The organism is Novosphingobium sp. Sphag1I, assembly GCF_056279125.1.
This window is the reverse complement of record NZ_JBWBQS010000012.1, coordinates 38,537-59,694: the sequence shown is the minus strand read 5'-3', so window position 1 is coordinate 59,694 and position 21,158 is coordinate 38,537. Positions and strand designations below refer to the sequence as shown.

Sequence of the window (21,158 nt, the reverse complement as noted above, 5' to 3'; positions counted from 1 at the left end):
TAACAGGGATATTTCGGTGTGCCTGAAATTCAAAGTTGAAAGCCGGTTCACCTTTCAATATTGTCCACTTCAGACGCTGGCGCAAAAGACCGCCGCGCAAGGAGAGGACCATGGCATTGAACGCCCGCAACAGCATCCGTCCGCCCGTAGCCATTCCGTTCGCCGCAACCCTTTTGGCCAGCGTGGCCATCGGCGCGCTGCCAACCCCGGTTCTGGCGCAAGCCGCCCCGGCGGCCAGCAATGGCGACATCATCGTCACCGCCCGCCGCCGCAACGAATCCTTGAACAACGTCCCCATCACCATGACCGCGCTGAGCGGGGATCAACTGGCCGCCAAGGGTTTTGCCGACATCACATCGCTGGCCGATGAAGTGCCCAATGTGACGCTGGAGCCTTCGCGCGGGACCAATTCGACCCTTTCGGCCTTTATCCGCGGCGTGGGTCAACAAGACCCCGTTTCCGGCTTTGAACAGGGCGTCGGCATCTATCTGGACGATGTCTATCTCAACCGTCCGCAGGCCGCCGTGCTGGACATTTACGATGTCGAACGCGTCGAAGTGCTGCGCGGACCGCAGGGCACGCTTTATGGCCGCAACACGATTGGCGGCGCGATCAAATATGTGACCAAGAAGATCGGCGATTCCTTTCACTTCGGCCTGCGCGGCACCTATGGCAGCTATAATCAGGGTGATGGCGTGGTCACGGTCAGCAGCCCGATCACCAAGGATGGGTTGATCCGGGCCAGCGGCACCTTTGCCCGCCTGACGCGCGGCGGGTTCGGCACCAATCTGACCACCGGGCGCTCGAATTATAACAAGGACATCTATGCCGGACGCGGCACGATCGAGGTGCATGGGGAGAAGATCTTTGCCCGCCTGACCGGCGATTACACCCATGACCTGTCAAACCCGCGCGGCGGCCATCGCGAAATTCCGGGGCAATTCAGCGGCGCGCCGGTGCTGGCCAATGTGTTCGACACGCAGGCGGGCCTCAACAGCCCCAAGCAGGATGTGAAGGCCTGGGGCTGGTCGCTGTTCCTTGAGGCCAAGCCGACCGAGGCGCTGACGCTGCGCTCGATCACCGCCTTCCGCAAGGACGATTCGGCCTCGCCCATCGACTTTGACGCCACCGCGTCGCAGGACGTCGACGTGCCCGCCTATTACCGCAACAAGCAATGGAGCCAGGAGCTTCAGGTGCTTTACAGCAAGGGCCGGTTCAACGGCATGGCGGGGTTCTATTACCTCTATGCAACGGCTCTGACCCAGTTTGACGTGCGCCTGTTCACCACGCTGCCCGGCTTTACCGCCTATACGGACGCCAATATCCGCACCGACACGATGGCCGGTTTCGTCAACATGTCCTATGACTTTACCGACCAGATCAGTCTTGAAGTGGGCGGGCGCTATACGTGGGACAAGCGCTATGCCCAGATCCTGCGTCAGAGCTATCTGGGCGGCGGTTCGCCCACCTTTGGCGGTGCGGGAACGGCCTTTGGCGCACCCAGCACCAATTTTCTGGGCAGCGCGAGCTATACCAAGTTCACTCCGCGCGTTTCTTTGAATTGGAAGCCGGACACCAACAACACGATCTATGCCAGCTATAGTCAGGGCTTTAAAGGCGGCGGGTTTGACCCGCGCGGCGTGGGTGTGAATGCGCCTGCGGGCGTGTCGCAGGGGCAGTTCCTCAGTTTCCGCCCGGAAAAGGTTGACAGCTATGAAATCGGCCTGAAGACGCGTCTGTTCGACCGGAAACTGGCGCTCAATCTGGCAGCGTTCCGTATGGATTATACCGATGTGCAGATCCCCGGTTCGGTGGCCTGTACGGTGTCGGGCCTGCCCAGTTTCTGCGGCGTGGTGTCGAACGCCGGCAAGGCGCGAATGCAGGGCGTCGAGGCCGAAGCCAAGCTCAAGCTGGGCGCTCTCTCGCTGAACGGCTCTCTGGGTTATATTGATGCGAAATATCTGAAATATATCACCCTGATCGCAGGTCAGCCGACCGATGTGGCCGCCAATCGCAAGGTGCAGAACACGCCCGCATGGACCGGCAATGCCTCGGCCACCTATGCGATTCCGGTGCCCGCCGGATCGCTGGACCTGTCGGGCGGCGTCTCGTGGAAAAGCACGACCTATCAATTCGAAGTGCCTAACCCCTATCTCGACCAGCCCGCCTACGCGCTGCTCGACGCCAGCCTTGTTTATCGCGCGCCCGGTGGGCGCTGGTCTTTGGGCATTTACGGCAAGAACCTGGCCGACAAGCGGTACAAGACTTCTGGCTATACCTATGTGGCGGGCAATGCCACCACGGGCGCGCTGACCTATACCGGGGCGGGCAATCTGATCCCCACGCTGGGCAAGGAAGGCGTGCTGACCACCTATTGGGGTAATCCGCGTCAGGTGTTTGCGACGGCGACGGTGAATTTTTAAGATAGGGGTGCCTCCGGCGGGCCAAGGGCGAAAGCCCTTGGCAATCCCGATAATGGGGTGGCGCCAGATTTGCGAAGGGGCGTGATGGCCGTTAATTGAAGGCCTGCGGCGCTTTTAACAGGCGCCGCAGGCCTTCATTGTTCAACGCCGCGTCGGACACAAAACGCCGAACCCCATGCGCCACGCAGACAGTAACGGGAGCGCGAGGGTTATGACCCTCGCATCCTATTCAACTTCGTCAAAAAACTGCGCCATTGCCTCCCGGGCATCCGGCTCGTCCATCATCGGCGCGTGGCCCACCCCCTGCACCGGGGCCAGAACGGCGCGGGGTTTACCCGCCACCATCGCCTGCGCCACATCTTCGTCCAGCAGATCGGTCACCGTCCCGCGCAGCACCAGCACGGGGCGTTTCGCGGCGAAATCATGCCATTTGCCCCAAGGATCGGGGTCGGCCACAATGCGGGCAAGGGCGCGGGCAATGCCGGGATCGTAATCGGCGATGATCCGGCCATCATCCTCGCGGAACAGGCGGCGCGCCATGGCCATCCAGTCGGCGGGGCCGTAATGGGCAAACACATCCGCGTTCATGGCCGCGCAGGCGTCCGCTGCGGCCTGCCAGTCGGGCAGAGGTTTGCCTTGGCCGACATAGCCAGCGATTCGGCCAAGGCCGACCATGGAGAGCTGTGGCCCGATATCATTGATCACCGCGCCCGCCACCAGTTCGGGGTGGCGCGTGGCCAATTCCACCGTGATCAGCCCGCCCATTGACGTGCCGACAAATACCGCCCGCCCGATGCCCAATTGCGCCAGCAGGGCGGTAATATCATCAACATAGGTGGCAATATCATAATTTTCCGCCGGATCGCGGTCCGACATGCCGCGCCCGCGCATATCCAGCGCCAGCACGCGCCTGTGCCGCGCCGCGATCCATGGCGAGACATTTTCGAAATCGCGCGAATTGCGGGTCAGGCCGTGCAGGCATACCACCGGCAGCCGGGCCGCGCCCGCGCTGGCGGCATAATCGCGGCCGAACAGGTTCAGGCCATCGGCGCTGCGCCAATGACGGGGCAGACCTTCGATCATGGCTTTTCCTCCTGTGGGGCCAGGCCGCTGGTTATGAAACGTCCTGCTTCGCGCACGATGTCGGCGGGGGCTTCATCGCCCCACACGCCGTAACGCAGGCCAAGGAACACGTTGATGCCCATCAGCGCCCACGCGCGAACTTCGCAATCGCCCTGGCTGATTTCACCGCGTTCCATCGCCGATTGCAGGCGGGTGGCGATGCGGGTGGCCGATTTGGTGTAATGTTCGCGATAGGCGGCCGGATCGACGAATTCGGATTCATCGATGATGCGATAGATCTCTTTATGCTGTCGCACGAATTCCAGATAGGCCAGCTGGCCCGCCTGTTCGGCGGTGATCTGGTCCGGGGCGGCGGCGATGCGGGGGGCGACGAAATCCTTTACCTGACCCGACAGATCGCGGACAAGTGCCTGAAAAATCGCTTCCTTACTGTCGAAATAGACGTAAAAGCTGCCTGTCGCGACGCCGGCACGCGCGGTGATCTGGCTGATGGCGGCATCGTGAAAGCCTTTTTCGCCAAACTCTTCGGCCGCCGCGTTCAGCAGCGCGCGAAGGGTGCGGCGGCCTCGCTCGGTTTTGGGCACCTTGCTGGAGGCCGGTTTTGCCGCGGGCGCGGGGGCATTTTTCGTTTCAGACATCGCTCAAGCCGCTTTCTAATTTGAAGCGTGATTCATTTTTCACTATTATGCCCAAGCAGGCCCAAAGCGCAAGGTTTACCCGGCAAGGTTTACCATTCAGGCGCAAGGCCCCTTGGGAGAGAAGCATGTCCGAGCCCGCAACCCGGCGAAAGCCAGCCTTTGTGCTGGCGATGCTGCTGGTGGTTTATACGTTCAATTTCATCGACCGGCAGATTCTTGGCATTTTGGCCGGGCCGATCAAGGCCGATCTGCATCTGACCGACACCGAATTGGGCGCGCTGGGCGGCTTTGCCTTTGCGCTGCTTTATTCGACGATGGGCCTGCCGCTGGCATGGCTGGCCGATCGGCGGGGGCGGACGCGGGTGATCGCGGCCTCTCTGGCGGTGTGGAGCGCGTTTACCGCATTGTGCGGGGCGGTGTCGGGCTTTTGGGCAATGTTTGTCTGTCGTCTGGGTGTGGGCGTGGGCGAGGCGGGCGGGGTGGCACCATCCTATGCGCTGATTTCCGATACGTTCCCGGCGCATCAAAGGGCGCGTGCGCTGGCGGTCTATTCGCTGGGCATTCCGCTGGGATCGGCGGCGGGGATATTGCTGGGCGGCTATGTGGCGGCGGCGGTCAATTGGCGGGCGGCCTTTATCGGCGTTGGGCTGGCGGGGCTGGTGTTTACGCCTTTGTTCGGGTTGCTGGTCCGTGATCCGCCCAAGGCGCCGGGGGCCAAAGCCCCGGCGATGCGCGAGGTGCTCTCGATTCTGGCGGTCAAGCGCAGCTTCTGGCTGCTGGCCTTTGGCGCGGGGTCATGTTCGATGATGGGCTATGGGCTGGCCTTCTGGCTGCCCTCGTTGATGCGGCGGTCCTTTGGGTTGGGGCTGGTGGAAACGTCGCAGTTTTTTGGCCTGCTGCTGTTGATCGGCGGGACGGTTGGGGTGATGGCGGGCGGGGTCTTTGCCGACTGGCTGGGGGGTAAGAGCAGGGCGGCCTATGCGTGGTTGCCCGCGGTGTCCTTTCTGCTGGGCGTGCCGCTGTTTGCCGCGGGGCTCTATTCCGGCTCGGCGCAGATCACCTTCTGGCTTTTCCTCGTGCCGCAGGCGCTGGTCTATCTCTGGCTCGGCCCGGTGCTGACGGCGGTGCAGCATCTTGTGCCCGCCCCTATGCGCGCGACCGCTTCGGCCAGTTTCCTGCTGATCAACAACCTCATCGGCGTGGGGTTGGGGTCGATGACGATTGGCAAACTGTCGGATATGCTCACGCCTGCCTATGGGGACGATGCGTTGCGGCATGCGATCCTGATCGGGTTGGGGTTCTATCTGCTGGCCGCCGCTTTGATGATGGCGGGGGGGCGGTTTTTGGCGCGGGAATGGGTGGAGTAAGGGGGGGTAATGGTGCCTCCGGCGGGCAAAGGGTCTCGACCCTTTGCAATCCCATGACTGTCGATGGTGCGCTATGGGTTCGGCCTTGCGCAAACTTGCCGCGCCGCAGGCTATAAAGCCGCTTCGCGGATAGGGTAATCCGGCGGGCTTTGCGCGACCCCATAAAGGGATTGCAAAGGGCCCCCGCCCTTTGCCCGCCGGAGGCAAACCTTATTCCTCCGACAATTGACAAAACACCCCGACACGCCTAATGCCCGCCGGTTCCATCGCTTCGAGCAAGGGCGGCCCAGCGCGGGGGTCATCCACGAAAGGAGGCGGTGGTGTTGCATCTGACGCCAGAGGCTGCGGGCCTTCATTCCGGAACAGGGGTGATTCGCCAGCGGCCTTTTGTGCGTTTAACGGTGCCGCCATTTACCCCGCGCATGGCATTATTTTTCGGCTTCGTGCCTCTTTTTTCCGCGAAAAAGAGACATTCGGCCATCAACGAAAGAGGCAAAGTCTAGCCCTATGGCAACCCAGCCCATCTCCCGCGCTTCGGCCAAGCGCCGGATCCGCAAGATCTTCGGTGATATTCACGAAGTGACGCAGATGCCGAACCTGATTCAGGTTCAGCGCGAATCGTATGAACAGTTCCTGCGTTCCGACCCTTCGGTCGGTTACGTCTCGGGTCTGGAAAAGACGCTGCGTTCGGTGTTTCCGATCCGCGACTTTGCCGGCACCAGCGAACTGGACTTTGTCCATTACGAATTGGAAGAGCCCAAGTACGACATCACCGAATGCCGTCAGCGCGGGATCACCTATGCCGCTCCGATGAAGGTGACGCTGCGCCTGATCGTGTTTGAAGTCGACGCCGAGACCGAAACCCGGTCGGTGCTCGATATCAAGGAGCAGGACGTGTACATGGGCGACATGCCGCTCATGACCGAAAACGGCACTTTCGTCATCAACGGCACCGAACGCGTGATCGTGTCGCAGATGCACCGTTCGCCGGGCGTTCTGTTCGACCATGACCGTGGCAAGACGCACTCTTCGGGCAAGTTCCTGTTCGCCGCCCGCGTGATCCCGTATCGCGGTTCGTGGCTGGACTTTGAATTTGACGCCAAGGACATCGTCAACGTCCGTATCGACCGCAAGCGTAAGCTGCCTGTGACGGCGCTGCTGCATGCTCTGGGTCTGAACGACGAAGAGATCCTGCATCACTTCTATCAGACGATCGTGTGGAACCGTGCCACCGGCGGCTGGAAGATCCCCTATGTTGCCGAAGCATGGCGCGGCGCCAAGCCCGCTTTCGACATCGTCGATGCGGCCAGCGGTGAGGTGGTTTTCGCCGCCGGCACCAAGATCAGCCCGCGCGCTGCCAACAAGGCGGAAAAGGATGGCCTCAAGGATCTGTTGATCCCGACCGAGGAAATCTTTGGCCGTTACAGCGCCAATGACGTGATCAATGAGTCGACCGGTCGCATCTATATCGAGGCTGGCGAGGAAGTGACCGCCGAGAATCTGGCCGCGCTGGACGCCGCCGGAATCGACGCTTTCGAACTGCTCGACATCGACCACGTCAGCACCGGTCCGTGGATCCGCAACACGTTGAAGGCCGACAAGGCCGAAGACCGCGACCACGCTCTGGCCGACATCTATCGCGTGATGCGCCCCGGCGAACCGCCGACGCGCGAAACCGCCGAAGCGCTGTTTGCCGGTCTGTTCTTTGATGCCGACCGCTATGACCTGTCGGCCGTGGGCCGCGTCAAGCTGAACATGCGTTTGGGCCTGAACGTCGAAGATACGGTCACTACGCTGGAAACCAACGACATTCTTGCCGTTGTGAAGGAGCTGGTGAACCTGAAGGACGGCAAGGGCGAAGTCGATGACATCGACAACCTTGGCAACCGTCGCGTGCGTTCGGTGGGCGAATTGCTGGAAAACCAGTATCGCGTCGGCTTGCTGCGCATGGAACGCGCGGTCAAGGAGCGTATGTCGTCGGTCGACGTGTCGACGGTGATGCCGAACGACCTCATCAACGCCAAGCCCGCCGTGGCCGCTGTTCGTGAATTCTTCGGCTCCTCGCAGCTGTCGCAGTTCATGGACCAGACCAACCCGCTGTCCGAAGTGACGCACAAGCGCCGCGTTTCGGCGCTCGGGCCGGGCGGTCTGACGCGTGAGCGTGCAGGCTTTGAAGTCCGCGACGTTCACCCGACGCACTATGGCCGTATCTGCCCGATTGAAACGCCCGAAGGCCCGAACATCGGTCTGATCAACTCGCTCTCGACCTTTGCGCGTGTGAACAAGTACGGTTTCATCGAAACCCCGTACCGCAAGGTGATCGACGGCAAGGTCACGGGCGACGTGGTCTATCTCTCGGCGATGGAAGAGCAGAAGCACACGGTGGCGCAGGCTTCGGCCGAAACCAACGCGGATGGCTCGTTCGTCGAAGAGCTGGTCTCGGCGCGTCAGAACGGCGAATTCGTGATGGCGCCGCGCGAAACGATCACGCTGATGGACGTTTCGCCCAAGCAGCTCGTCTCGGTTGCCGCCTCGCTCATTCCCTTCCTGGAAAATGACGACGCCAACCGCGCTCTCATGGGCTCGAACATGCAACGTCAGGCTGTGCCGCTGGTGAAGGCCGATGCGCCTTTCGTCGGTACCGGCATGGAAGAAACCGTTGCGCGCGATTCGGGCGCGGCCATTGCCGCCGCACGTGCGGGTATCGTCGATCAGGTTGACGCCACCCGTATCGTGATCCGCGTGTCGGGCGATATCGAGCCGGGCAAGTCGGGCGTGGACATCTACACGCTGCAAAAGTTCGAGCGTTCGAACCAGTCGACCTGCATCAACCAGCGTCCGCTGGTGAAGGTGGGCGACAGCGTCGAAAAGGGCGACATCATTGCCGATGGTCCCTCGACCGAGCTGGGCGAACTGGCGCTGGGCCGCAACGTGCTGGTCGCGTTCATGCCCTGGAATGGCTACAATTACGAAGACTCCATCCTGATCAGCGAACGCATCGTGAAGGAAGACGTCTTCACCTCGATCCATATCGAGGAATTTGAAGTCATGGCTCGCGATACGAAGCTTGGGCCTGAAGACATCACCCGCGACATCCCGAATGTGGGCGAGGAATCGCTGCGCAATCTCGACGAAGCGGGCATTGTTTACATCGGCGCCGAAGTGCATCCGGGCGACATCCTTGTCGGCAAGATCACGCCCAAGGGCGAAAGCCCGATGACGCCGGAAGAAAAGCTGCTGCGCGCGATCTTTGGTGAAAAGGCCAGCGACGTGCGTGACACCTCGCTGCGTCTGCCGCCGGGCGTTGCCGGTACGATTGTCGACGTTCGCGTCTTCAACCGTCACGGTATCGAGATCGACGACCGTACCCGCGCGATCCAGAACGAGGAAATCGAACGCCTCGCCAAGGACCGTGAGGACGAGCGGGCGATTCTGAACCGTGCCACCTTCAACCGTCTCAAGGACATGCTGCTCGGCCAGGTGGCCGCAGCCGCGCCCAAGGGGCTGAAGAAGGGCATCGAGATTACCGAAGAAGTGCTGGCCGAGGTTGAGCGCTACGAATGGTGGAAGTTTGCCGTTGCCGATGATGCGCGCCAGCAGCAGCTGGAAGCGACCAAGGCGCAGTATGACACGGCCATCAAGGCGATCGTCGAGAAGTTCGAAGATCGTAAGGAAAAGCTGGAACGCGGCGACGAGCTGGCTCCGGGCGTCCTCAAGATGGTCAAGGTCTTTGTGGCCGTGAAGCGCAAGCTTCAGCCGGGCGACAAGATGGCCGGCCGTCACGGCAACAAGGGTATCATCAGCCGCATTCTGCCGCAGGAAGATATGCCTTTCCTCGAAGACGGTACGCCGGTGGACTTCGTGCTGAACCCGCTGGGTGTGCCTTCGCGTATGAACGTGGGTCAGATCTTCGAAACCCATCTGGGCTGGGCCGCGCGCGGTCTGGGACGCAAGATCGGTGCCGCGTTGGATGAATGGCGCGAGGCCAATCCGAACCCGCAGGCGGGGCAGCCCCCTGAAGCGGTGCGTGAACTGCTCAAGGACATCTACGGCGACAATTACACCGCCGAGCTGGACGACCGCAGTGATCTGGAAATCGTCGAGCTGGCCCAGAGCGTGCGCAATGGCGTGCCGATGGGGTCGCCGGTGTTTGACGGCGCCGTCGAGGCCGACGTGTCGGCCATGCTGCGCAAGGCGGGTCTGGACGAATCGGGTCAGGTGACCCTGTTCGACGGCCGCACGGGCGAAGCTTTCGACCGCAAGGTGACGGTGGGCATGAAGTATGTGCTCAAGCTGCACCACTTGGTCGACGACAAGATCCACGCACGTTCGATCGGGCCCTACTCGCTTGTTACCCAGCAGCCGCTGGGCGGTAAGGCGCAGTTCGGTGGTCAGCGCTTTGGTGAAATGGAAGTGTGGGCGCTGCAGGCCTATGGCGCGGCCTACACGCTTCAGGAAATGCTCACCGTCAAGTCGGACGACGTGGTGGGCCGCACCAAGGTGTATGAAGCCATCGTCAAGGGCGACGACACGTTCGAGGCGGGTATCCCTGAGAGCTTCAACGTGCTCGTCAAGGAAATGCGTTCGCTGGGTCTGAATGTCGAGCTTTCGAGCCTGACGGACGACAGCGACGACGATCTGCCGGAGGCTGCGGAGTAAGGGGATGGGGCGGTCTTGACCGGCCGCCCGCCCTTCGCCCCAGAGATTTGACCCCTTAGAGGGACGACATATGAACGACCTGACCAAATTTACCAACCAGATGGCGAAGACCGAAACCTTCGACCAGATCCAGATCGGTCTGGCTTCGCCCGAGCGTATCCGCAGCTGGTCCTTCGGCGAAATCAAGAAGCCGGAAACGATCAACTATCGCACGTTCAAGCCGGAACGTGACGGCCTGTTCTGCGCGCGCATCTTCGGCCCCGTGAAGGACTATGAGTGCCTTTGCGGTAAGTATAAGCGCATGAAGTACAAGGGCGTCGTCTGCGAAAAGTGCGGCGTCGAAGTGACCGTGACCAAGGTGCGCCGCGAGCGCATGGGCCATATCGAACTGGCCGCGCCCGTCGCGCACATCTGGTTCCTCAAGTCGCTGCCTTCGCGCATCGGCCTGCTGCTCGACATGCAGTTGAAGCAGCTGGAGCGCATCCTGTACTTTGAATCCTATGTGGTGATCGAGCCGGGCCTGACCCCGCTTGAAAAGTACCAGTTGCTGACCGAAGACGAGCTGCTCGACTATCAGGACGAGTATGGCGAGGACGCGTTCAGCGCCGGCATCGGCGCCGAAGCGGTCAAGCACATGCTGATGAGCCTGGACATGGTTCAGGAGAAGGAAGACCTTCTCAAGGAACTGGCCGAGACGAAGTCGGAACTGAAGCCCAAGAAGATCATCAAGCGCCTGAAGGTCGTGGAATCTTTCATCGATTCGGGCAACCGCCCCGAATGGATGATCCTCGACGTTGTGCCCGTGATCCCGCCAGATCTGCGCCCGCTGGTGCCGCTGGACGGTGGCCGCTTTGCGACCTCGGACCTGAACGACCTTTATCGTCGCGTCATCAACCGTAACAACCGTCTGAAGCGCCTCATTGAACTGCGCGCGCCCGACATCATCGTGCGCAACGAAAAGCGCATGTTGCAGGAAGCCGTTGACGCCCTGTTCGACAACGGTCGCCGTGGCCGCGTCATTACCGGTGCCAACAAGCGTCCGCTCAAGTCGCTGTCCGACATGCTCAAGGGCAAGCAGGGCCGCTTCCGTCAGAACCTGCTGGGCAAGCGCGTTGACTATTCGGGCCGTTCGGTCATCGTGACCGGGCCGGAACTCAAGCTGCACCAGTGCGGCCTGCCCAAGAAGATGGCGCTCGAACTGTTCAAGCCGTTCATCTATGCGCGTCTGGATGCCAAGGGTCTGTCGATGACCCTGAAGCAGGCCAAGAAGTGGGTGGAAAAGGAACGCAAGGAAGTCTGGGACATCCTGGACGAGGTGATCCGCGAACACCCCGTCATGCTCAACCGTGCGCCCACGCTGCACCGTCTGGGCATTCAGGCGTTCGAACCCGTTCTGATCGAGGGTAAGGCGATCCAGCTTCACCCGCTGGTCTGCTCGGCCTTCAACGCCGACTTTGACGGTGACCAGATGGCCGTCCACGTGCCGCTGAGCCTTGAGGCCCAGTTGGAAGCGCGCGTGCTGATGATGTCGACCAACAACATCCTCAGCCCCGCGAACGGCAAGCCGATCATCGTTCCTTCGCAGGACATGGTTCTGGGTATCTATTACCTGTCGATGGACCGCGCGGGCGAACCGGGCGAAGGCATGATGTTTGCCGACATGGCCGAAGTGCATCAGGCGCTTGAAATCAAGGCCGTCACGCTGCACTCGAAGGTCATCGCGCGCGTTCCGCAGACCGACGAAAACGGCAAGACGTACCTCAAGCGTTTTGAAACGACGCCGGGTCGTATGCTGATCGGCGAATGCCTGCCGCACAGCCACAAGGTGCCCTTCGACGTCGTCAACCGCCTTCTGACCAAGAAGGACGTGGGCGACGTGATCGACGAGGTCTATCGTCACACCGGCCAGAAGGACACGGTGCTGTTTGCCGACGCCATCATGAGCCTTGGCTTCCGCCATGCGTTCAAGGCCGGCATTTCCTTCGGCAAGAATGACATGATCATTCCTGACAGCAAGGAAGCACTGGTTGCCGAAACCAAGGAACTGGTGGCCGATTACGAGCAGCAGTATCAGGACGGTCTGATCACGCAGCAGGAAAAGTACAACAAGGTCATCGACGCCTGGAGCCGTTGCGGCGATCAGGTGGCCGCAGCCATGATGGAAGAGCTGAAGTCCAGCCCGATCGATCCGGAAACCGGCCGTCAAAAGCCGATCAACGCGATCTATATGATGAGCCACTCGGGCGCCCGTGGTTCGCCAACCCAGATGAAGCAGCTTGCCGGTATGCGCGGCCTTATGGCCAAGCCGTCGGGCGAAATCATCGAAACGCCGATCATCTCGAACTTCAAGGAAGGTCTGACCGTTCTTGAATACTTCAACTCGACCCACGGCGCTCGTAAGGGCCTGGCGGATACCGCGTTGAAGACGGCAAACTCGGGTTACCTGACCCGTCGTCTGGTGGACGTTTCGCAGGACTGCGTCGTCATCATCAACGATTGCGGCACCGAACGCGCTCTGGAAATGCGCGCGATCGTTCAGGGCGGCAGCACCATCGCCTCGTTGGGCGAACGTATTCTGGGCCGTACTTTGGCCGAGGATATTCTGGCCAAGGACGGTTCGGTGATCGTTGGCAAGGGCACCTTGCTGGACGAACCGGCTGTGGCGCTGATCGAATCGCACGGCATCCAGTCGGCGCGCATCCGTTCGCCGCTGGTCTGCGAAGCGACGCAGGGCGTTTGCGGCACGTGCTATGGTCGCGACCTTGCACGCGGTACGCCGGTCAACATCGGTGAAGCGGTCGGCGTTATCGCCGCCCAGTCGATCGGTGAACCCGGCACGCAGCTGACCATGCGTACGTTCCACATCGGTGGCGCGGCGCAGGTGAACGAACAGTCGAACCTTGAAGCGCTGTGCGACGGTCACGTCGAATATCGCGACATTCCGACGATCGTTGACAAGCGTGGCCGTCTGCTCTCGCTGGCTCGTAATGGTGAAATCGCGTTGATCGATACCGATGGTCGCGAACGCGCCATGCACCGCGTGCCTTATGGTACGCATCTGCTCCACAAGAGCGGTGCGACGGTGAAGCAGGGCGAACGTCTGGCCGAATGGGATCCGTTCACCACGCCGATCATCACCGAAAAGTCGGGTATCGTGAAGTACCAGGATCTTATCGACGGTCGCACGCTGACGGAACAGGTCGACGAAGCAACGGGTATGACCCAGCGCATCATCACCGAAAACCGTTCCACCAGCCGCGGCAAGAAGGAAGACCTGCGTCCTCGCCTTACCCTGCTGGACGAAGGTTCGGGTGAAGCGGCGCGCTATATGCTGGCGCCGGGCACGACGCTGTCGGTCGAAGACGGTCAGATGGTGGAATCGGGCGACGTTATCGCTCGTGCAAGCCGCGAAGCCGCCAAGACCCGCGACATCACCGGTGGTCTGCCGCGCGTTGCCGAACTGTTCGAAGCGCGCATTCCCAAGGACAATGCGGTGATCGCCAAGATCGCTGGCCGCATTGAATTTGTCCGCGATTACAAGGCGAAGCGTAAGATCGCCATTGTGCCGCAGGAAGGCGAACCCGTCGAATACCTGATCCCCAAGAGCAAGGTGATCGACGTGCAGGAAGGCGACTGGGTCAAGAAGGGCGACAACCTGATCTCGGGCTCGCCCAACCCGCATGACATTCTGGAAGTGATGGGGATCGAGGCTCTGGCCGAATATCTCGTCGCGGAAATTCAGGAAGTTTATCGCTTGCAGGGCGTGAAGATCAACGACAAGCACATCGAGGTGATCGTTCGCCAGATGCTGCAGAAGGTTGAAATCACGTTTGGTGGCGACACCACGCTGTTGCCGGGCGAGCAGGTCGATCTGGAAGAAATGCTGGAAACCAATGCCAAGCTGACCGAAGGCCAGCGTCCGGCAGAGGGCAAGCCGGTGCTGCTGGGCATCACCAAGGCTTCGCTCCAGACGCGTTCGTTCATCTCGGCGGCTTCGTTCCAGGAAACCACCCGCGTGCTGACGCAGGCGGCGGTCGAAGGCAAGAAGGACAGCCTGATCGGTCTGAAGGAAAACGTCATCGTGGGCCGTCTCATCCCCGCCGGTACCGGCGCGGGCATGAACCGTATCCGCGTGGCCGCCTCCAGCCGCGATGCTGCGCTGCGCGCTTCCTACCGCAAGTTGCAGGAGCATCTGATCGCTCCGGCAACTGCGGCCGAAGAGCATGCGGCCGAACTGGCGCAGGGGCCTGAGGCTGCTGGTCTGGTCGATCCGCTGGCGCCGATCGAGGGCGAAACCCACGGTCTGGACGCCGATGCCGGTGATTACCTGAACGACGGCGCTGAATAAGCGATCCGCCTTTCAGGGCTGAAACAGAAGACCTCGCTGGAGCGATCCGGCGGGGTTTTTTGTTGGGTGGAGTAGGGGCGTTTTGCCTCCGGCGGGTTAAGGGCGGGGCCCCTTAACAATCCCGGTTTGGGGTTGGGTGTTCTCGGCCACGGCGCGTTATTTGGCATGGATTTGAAAGCCTGCGCCGCCGCGAACCCGCAACAAAAGCGCCGCAGGCTTTAACATTCAAACAATGCAATCATGCGCAACGCGGCCTGCGCACCGCAAGGCCGACAGTAACGGGATTGTTAAGGGCCCCCGCCCTTAACCCGCCGGAGGCATCAAACAAAACCCTCTTGCACCCTTTCCATTCGCGCAAAGCCCCCCTAAACCTGCCCCCATGCCTGATACGCTGAAAATCACCCTCGCCCAGTTGAACCAGTCCGTTGGCGATCTTGCCGGCAATGCCGCAGGGATGCTGGCCGCGCGTGATCGTGCGAAAGAGGCGGGGGCGGATTTGATTGCCTTCCCGGAATTACAACTGGTTGGCTATCCGCCAGAGGATCTGGTGTTGAAGCCCAGTCTGGTCGAGCGCGCGACGGCAGAGTTGCAAAAGATGGCCGAAACGACCGCGGCGGGCGGCCCGGCGATGCTGGTGGGCAGCGTGTTTGTGGCTGATGGCGCGCTGCATAATGGCGTAGCGCTGCTGGATCAGGGCAAGGTGTCCGCGATCCGGTTCAAGCATGAATTGCCCAATTACGGCACGTTCGATGAAATGCGCCTGTTCGCGCCGGGGCCTTTGCCGGAGCCGATCATCTTTCGGGGCACGATGATTGGCGTGCCGATCTGCGAAGACATCTGGCATCCCAATGTCTGCCGCCATCTGGCCGATTTCGGTGCCGAGATCTTCCTGTGCCCGAACGGCAGCCCCTATGAAATCGACAAGGACACGCTGCGCATTGACGGCGTGGCCAAGCGTCGTGCTTCGGCGGCGGGGGTGCCGCTGGCCTATCTGAACCGCGTGGGCGGACAGGACGAATTGGTGTTCGACGGGGCCAGCTTTGTGGTCAATGGCGATGGCAGCCTTGCGGTCCAGATGAAGGATTGGGAAGAGCAGGAAGTTCTGACCCGCTGGACCAAGACCGCCAAGGGCTGGCGCTGTGACCGGGGTGAGATTGAGCCACAGGCCGAGCATCCCGAAGACATCTATTGCGCGATGGTTCTGGCGCTGCGTGATTATGTGAACCGGAACAAGTTTCCCGGCGTGGTGCTGGGTCTTTCGGGTGGGATCGACAGCGCGCTTTGCGCCGCGATTGCCGTGGATGCGTTGGGCGCCGACCGCGTGTGGTGCGTGATGTTGCCCAGCCGTTACACCAGCACCGAGAGCCTGATCGACGCGACCGAATGCGCGCATATGCTGGGCGTGAAATACGATACGGTGCCGATTGTCCCGGCGGTCAAGGCGTTTGAAGAGATGCTCACGCCGCCCTTTGCCGGTCGCGGGCCGGACCTGACCGAGGAAAATATCCAGAGCCGCATCCGGGGCGTCACGCTGATGGCGCTGTCGAACAAATTCGGCCCGATGCTGGTGACCACCGGCAACAAGAGCGAGATGAGCGTGGGTTACGCCACGATCTATGGTGACATGAACGGCGGCTATAACCCGTTGAAGGACGCGTATAAAACCACCGTCTTTGCTCTGTCGAACTGGCGCAACTGGAACAAGCCGCGCATTGGTCTTGGCCCCGACGGCCCGGTTATGCCCGACAATATCATCAGCAAGCCGCCATCGGCCGAATTGCGCCCCGATCAGAAGGATTCGGACTCCCTGCCGCCCTATGACGTGCTGGACGCGGTCCTCCTGGGCCTTGTCGAGCATGAAAAGTCCGTCGAGCAACTGGTCAGCGAAGGCTTTGACCGCGCCACCGTCAGCCGGATCGAGCGCCTGCTCCATCTGGCCGAATATAAGCGTCGTCAGGCGCCTCCGGGGGTCAAGCTGGGCGCGCGCAATTTCGGGCGGGATCGGCGATATCCGATTACGCAGGCGTTTCGGACGGCATGATTTTTAAGGGCTGTTTGCCTCCGGCGGGGTAAGGGCGGGGGCCCTTAACAATCCCGGTAATGGGGTTGCGCGGAGTTTGCGGTGGGGCGCGGATGGCTTTAACATTCAAACATTGCAGCCACGCACAAGGCAGCCTTCAAAGCGCAACCCCGACAATATCGGGATTGCAAAGGGCCCCCGCCCTTTGCCCGCCGGAGGCATCTCTCTCTTTCCTCCCTCGCTCATCCCTCCTATATGCCCGGCATGACCACCGTAACCCGCTTCGCGCCCAGCCCTACGGGCATGCTCCACATTGGCAATATCCGCACCGCGCTGCACAACTGGATGCTGGCGCAACGTGTGGGGGGTAAATTCCTGTTGCGCATTGACGATACGGATGGAGCGCGCAGCCGTGAGGAATATGTTGAGGGCATCCGCGCCGATCTGGCTTGGCTGGGGCTGAATTACGAGGGCGAGGAGCGGCAGTCGGCCCGCTTTGCCCTGTATGAGCGTGAATTTGCCAAGCTGGTTGAGAGCGGGCGGGTTTACCGTTGTTATGAAACGGCGCAGGAACTGGATCTCAAGCGCAAGGTGCTGCTCAGCCGTGGCCTGCCGCCGATTTACGATCGCGGCGCGCTGGCCCTGACCGAGGCGGATCACGAGGCCAAGGCGGCGGCAGGTGAGGCGCCGCACTGGCGTTTTCTGCTGGATCGTGACGAGGCGATCACGTGGGAGGATGGCGTTCGCGGGGCGCAGAATTTCGACCCCGCCACCATGTCCGATCCTGTGATCCGCCGCGCCGATGGTTCGTGGCTCTATATGCTGCCCAGCGTCATTGACGATATCGACATGGGCGTGACCCAGATCCTGCGCGGCGAAGACCATGTGTCGAACACCGCGACGCAGGTGCAGATGTTCACCGCCCTTGGCGCGCCGGTCCCTGCCTTTGCGCATAGCGCGCTGTTGACCGGGACCGAGGGCAAGCTTTCCAAGCGCCTCGGCTCGCTGGGCGTGGCGGAATTGCGCGAACAGGGGATCGAGGCCGAGGCGATCATCAGCCTGCTGGCCCGCCTTGGCACCAGTGATCCGGTCGATGCTTCGCTCTCGGTCGAACAATTGTGCGAGGCTTTCGACCTTTCCCGCTTTGGCCGCGCGCCCGCCCGTTTTGACGAGGCCGAACTGGCCCGGCTCAACGCCCAGATCATCCACCGCATGCCCTATGCCAAGGTTGCCGACCGTCTGCCCGCCGGGATGGGCGAGGAAGCATGGGAAGCGATCCGCCCCAACCTGAACACCGTGGCCGAGGCGGGCGATTGGTGGGCCGTCATCAAGGGGCCGATCAACGCCCCGGCGCAGGATGATGAGTCCCGCGCGTTTCTGGCCCAAGCCGCCGACGTCGCCACCACGCTCGATTGGGGCAACGGGCCTTGGGCCGCGCTGACCGGCGCGCTCAAGGAAGCCACCGGGCGCAAGGGCAAGGCCCTGTTCCTGCCGCTGCGTCTGGCCATCACCGGCATGGAGCATGGGCCGGATATGGGCGCGCTCTTGCCTTTGATCGGCCGGGATGAGGTTGTGGCGCGGTTGAAGCGGTAAGGGTTTGGCCTCCGGCGGGCAAAGGGACTGGTCCCTTTGCAATCCCGTTATGGGGTGGCGCATGGTCTGCCAGCGGGGCGTTTGTTGAATGGGATGAAAGCCTGCGGCGCGGCGAAGTTACGCCAAAAGCGCCGCAGGCTTTATGATTTCAACGCTGAAAGGCTCCGCTTAGGCCGCCGTTTCCAACGCAACATAGACAATATCGGGATTGTTAAGGGCCCCCCGCCCTTAACCCGCCGGAGGCATCACTTCCCCCCGAACGCTCCCATTCAAGCCGTCGCCACCTCCGCCACCTCTTCGCTTGCCGCCTCCAGCAACCGCTTTTCGACCGACTTCTGGCGCCCGCCGCCATCGACTTTGCCGCCGAACAGGTCGGTGACATAGAATGTGTCGACGGCGCGCTCGCCATAGGTGGCGACATGGGCGGAATGGACGATCAGGCGCGATTCGAACAGGGCGCGCGCCAGTCGGTTGAGCAAAGCAGGCCGGTCGCGGGCGGAAATTTCAACCACGGTAAAGCGGTTAGACGCGTCATTGTCGAATTCGACGCGGGGGCGCACTTCAAACGCTTCCTGACGCGGGCGGGGCAGGGGCCGCGCGACCAGCTGGGGCAGCAGCTTGACCCGGTTAGCCAGCGCGTCGCCGATGGCCTTTTGCAGGCGTTCCAATTGGGATTGTTCCGAGAATGGGCGGCCCAGCGGGTCTTGGACCAGGAAGTTGTCAACGGCGGTGCCGCTGCGTGTGGTGTGGATGCGCGCGTCGATGATATTGCCGCCCGCAAGGTGGATGCCCCCCGCGATGCGATAGAACAGGCCGGGGTGGTCGGACGCGATGACCATCACCAGCGTCGCCCCGCGAGAGGCGTCATAGCTGGTGGTGATGGACAAAGGCGCGCCCTTGGCCTCGTGCAGTTGGATGAGGTTGCGCTCGATCACATCCTCTGGTTCGGCGATCCAATAGGCGTCGGTGAACAATTTGCCATAGCGCGCGACCAGCGAGCCTTGCTCGCCCATGCGTTCGGTAACGATCTTCTGCTTGGCCGCGATGCGTTCGGCACGGTGGCGCTCGACATGGCCAAGGCGCAGGCGTTCCTCGGCGCTGGCGAAGAGTTCGGTCAGGAGTTGTCGTTTCCACCCGTTCCACACGCCCGGACCCACCGCCCGAATGTCCACAATGGTCAGCAGCGTCAGTTGCCGCAACCGTTCGAGCGATTGCACCACCGCCACGAAATCGGTGATCGTCTTCCAATCGGCCAGATCGCGCTTCATCGCCGTCGCGCTCATCAACAGATGTTGACGCACCAGCCAGCTGACCAGTTCGGTCTCCTCGCTGGTCATGCCCAGACGCGGGCAAAGGCGCAGTGCGATTTCTGCGCCCAGCACCGAATGGTCGCCCCCGCGCCCCTTGGCGATGTCATGCATCAGCACGCTGGCATAAAGGGCGCGTCGATAGTGGACCTTGCCGATGATGGCGGTGGCCAAAGGGTGGTCTTCAGCCAGTTCGCCCTTTTCAATCTTGGCCAGCAGGCCGATGGCGCGGATCGTATGTTCGTCCACCGTATAGTGGTGATACATGTCGAACTGCATCTGGGCATTCACGCGGCCGAAATCGGGGATGAAACGGCCAAAGACCCCGGCCTCATTCAACCATCGCAGCACCGTTTCCGGGTCATGGCGGCTGGTCAGCAATTCCATGAACAATTCATTGGCGCGCGGGTTCTTGCGCACATCCGCGTCGATCAGTTTGGAATCGCGGGCGATCTGGCGCATGGTTTCGGGGTGGATCTCGAAACTTTCCGCGTCCGCAATCGTGAAGATTTCCAGCAATCGTACCGGATCGGCCTCGAACCAGTCGTCCGAGGGCGCGGCAATACGGCCATGGGAAACCTTGTACCCCTTGATCGTGCGCGTCCGCCCCCGGAATGAGGCCAGCAGGCCCTTGCGCTTCTTCTTCTCGGTCTGCTCCTCCAATTGCGCCAGGAACACGCCCGTCAGGCTGCCCACTTGTTTGGCCTGAAGGAAGAAATATTGCATGAAACGTTCGACCGCGCTTTTGCCCGGCCGGTCGGCAAAGGCCATGCGCTGGGCCACCTGCCGTTGCAGGTCAAAGGTCAGCCGGTCTTCGGCGCGGTTGGTAATAGTGTGCAGGTGGCAACGCACCGCCCAGAAAAAGCTCTCGGCGCGGCGGAAGGCGCGATATTCGTCCTGCGTCAACAGGCCCACATCGACCAGTTCGGCCGGGCTGCGCACCTTGTGCAGATATTTGCCGATCCAATAGAGCGTGTGCAGATCGCGCAATCCGCCCTTGCCCTCTTTCACATTGGGTTCGACCACATAGCGGCTGTCGCCCAGCCTCTTGTGCCGCTCGTTACGCTCGGCCAGTTTTTCGGTGACGAAATTGCGCTCGCTGCCCGCCACGACCTCGGCAAAGAACCGGCGGCGCGATTCGTCGAACAAAGCCTGATCGCCCCAGACATAGCGCCCTTCGAGCAGCGCGGTGCAGATCGTGATGTCCGATTTGGCCATGCGGACCGTATCGTCCAGACTGCGGCTGGAATGGCCGACCTTAAGCGCCAGATCCCACAGGAAATAGAGCATGGCCTCGATCACCTGCTCGCACCAATGGGTTTGTTTGGACGGGGTGATAAAGGCGACGTCAACGTCCGAATGGGGCGCCATTTCGCCCCGCCCATACCCGCCCACCGCCATGATGGTCAGCCGCTCGCCCGTGCTGCGGTTGACCGCGGGATAGACGTGTTCGACCACATGATCGTGGATCACACGCAACAACTGATCGATCAGGAAAGCCTGCCCCTCGGCGCAATCATGGCCCGCGCCGGGCCGTTCCAGCAGGCGCCGGTTGATCTCTTCGCGCCCATCGGCCAGCGCCTTGCGCAGCAATTCGACGATCGCTTGCCGGGCAAGGTTGGCCTTGCCGCCTGCTGCCTCCATCGCTTCGGCAATGGCGATGGTCAAAGCCCGGCGGTCGATCACCGCGCGTTGGTTGGGAATGCGAATGGCGTTCATC

Annotated in this window: 10 protein-coding genes; 7 read left to right on the top strand and 3 right to left on the bottom strand. The window is 61.6% G+C overall.

The window, feature by feature from the left end; translation table 11 throughout:
- Nucleotides 1–116 precede the first annotated feature (116 nt).
- On the top strand, nt 117–2,423 hold the full coding sequence (locus ACZ9HU_RS14830) for a TonB-dependent receptor (RefSeq protein WP_476106135.1): 2,307 nt from the start codon (nt 117–119) through the stop codon (nt 2,421–2,423).
- 225 nt (nt 2,424–2,648) lie between these two features.
- Here ACZ9HU_RS14830 and ACZ9HU_RS14825 read toward each other — a convergent pair whose 3' ends face one another.
- Complete coding sequence (locus tag ACZ9HU_RS14825) at nt 2,649–3,506, bottom strand: alpha/beta fold hydrolase (RefSeq protein WP_476105999.1); 858 nt, start codon at nt 3,504–3,506, stop codon at nt 2,649–2,651.
- The gene (locus ACZ9HU_RS14820; protein WP_476105998.1) at nt 3,503–4,144 is read right to left on the bottom strand and encodes a TetR/AcrR family transcriptional regulator; all 642 of its coding nucleotides are present in this window, start codon (nt 4,142–4,144) and stop codon (nt 3,503–3,505) included. The genes ACZ9HU_RS14825 and ACZ9HU_RS14820 overlap by 4 nt, the downstream gene beginning before the upstream one ends.
- Nucleotides 4,145–4,269: 125 nt before the next feature.
- On the opposite strand from ACZ9HU_RS14820, the gene ACZ9HU_RS14815 reads away from it, so the two are divergent.
- The 6 genes from ACZ9HU_RS14815 (at nt 4,270) to gltX (ending at nt 18,131) form a co-directional block, all read left to right on the top strand.
- Nucleotides 4,270–5,511: a spinster family MFS transporter gene (locus ACZ9HU_RS14815; protein WP_476105997.1), complete on the top strand. Its 1,242-nt coding sequence runs from the start codon at nt 4,270–4,272 to the stop codon at nt 5,509–5,511.
- A gap of 320 nt (nt 5,512–5,831) precedes the next feature.
- Nucleotides 5,832–6,014, top strand: coding sequence for a hypothetical protein (locus ACZ9HU_RS14810; protein ID WP_476105996.1), 183 nt, complete (start codon nt 5,832–5,834; stop codon nt 6,012–6,014).
- Nucleotides 6,015–6,018: 4 nt separating this feature from the next.
- Nucleotides 6,019–10,170, top strand: coding sequence for a DNA-directed RNA polymerase subunit beta (gene rpoB, locus ACZ9HU_RS14805; protein ID WP_476105995.1), 4,152 nt, complete (start codon nt 6,019–6,021; stop codon nt 10,168–10,170).
- A gap of 70 nt (nt 10,171–10,240) precedes the next feature.
- Entirely contained in the window at nt 10,241–14,518 is a 4,278-nt protein-coding gene (rpoC, locus tag ACZ9HU_RS14800; protein ID WP_476105994.1) for a DNA-directed RNA polymerase subunit beta', read from the top strand.
- 379 nt (nt 14,519–14,897) lie between these two features.
- Nucleotides 14,898–16,559 (top strand): NAD+ synthase, encoded by a 1,662-nt coding sequence (locus ACZ9HU_RS14795; protein WP_476105993.1) that lies wholly within the window; start codon nt 14,898–14,900, stop codon nt 16,557–16,559.
- A 243-nt stretch (nt 16,560–16,802) separates the two neighbouring features.
- On the top strand, nt 16,803–18,131 hold the full coding sequence (gene gltX, locus ACZ9HU_RS14790; protein WP_476105992.1) for a glutamate--tRNA ligase: 1,329 nt from the start codon (nt 16,803–16,805) through the stop codon (nt 18,129–18,131).
- A gap of 269 nt (nt 18,132–18,400) precedes the next feature.
- On the opposite strand, the gene ACZ9HU_RS14785 is transcribed toward gltX, so the two are convergent.
- The gene (locus tag ACZ9HU_RS14785) at nt 18,401–21,157 is read right to left on the bottom strand and encodes a [protein-PII] uridylyltransferase (RefSeq protein WP_476105991.1); all 2,757 of its coding nucleotides are present in this window, start codon (nt 21,155–21,157) and stop codon (nt 18,401–18,403) included.
- Between the last annotated feature and the right edge of the window lies 1 nt (nt 21,158).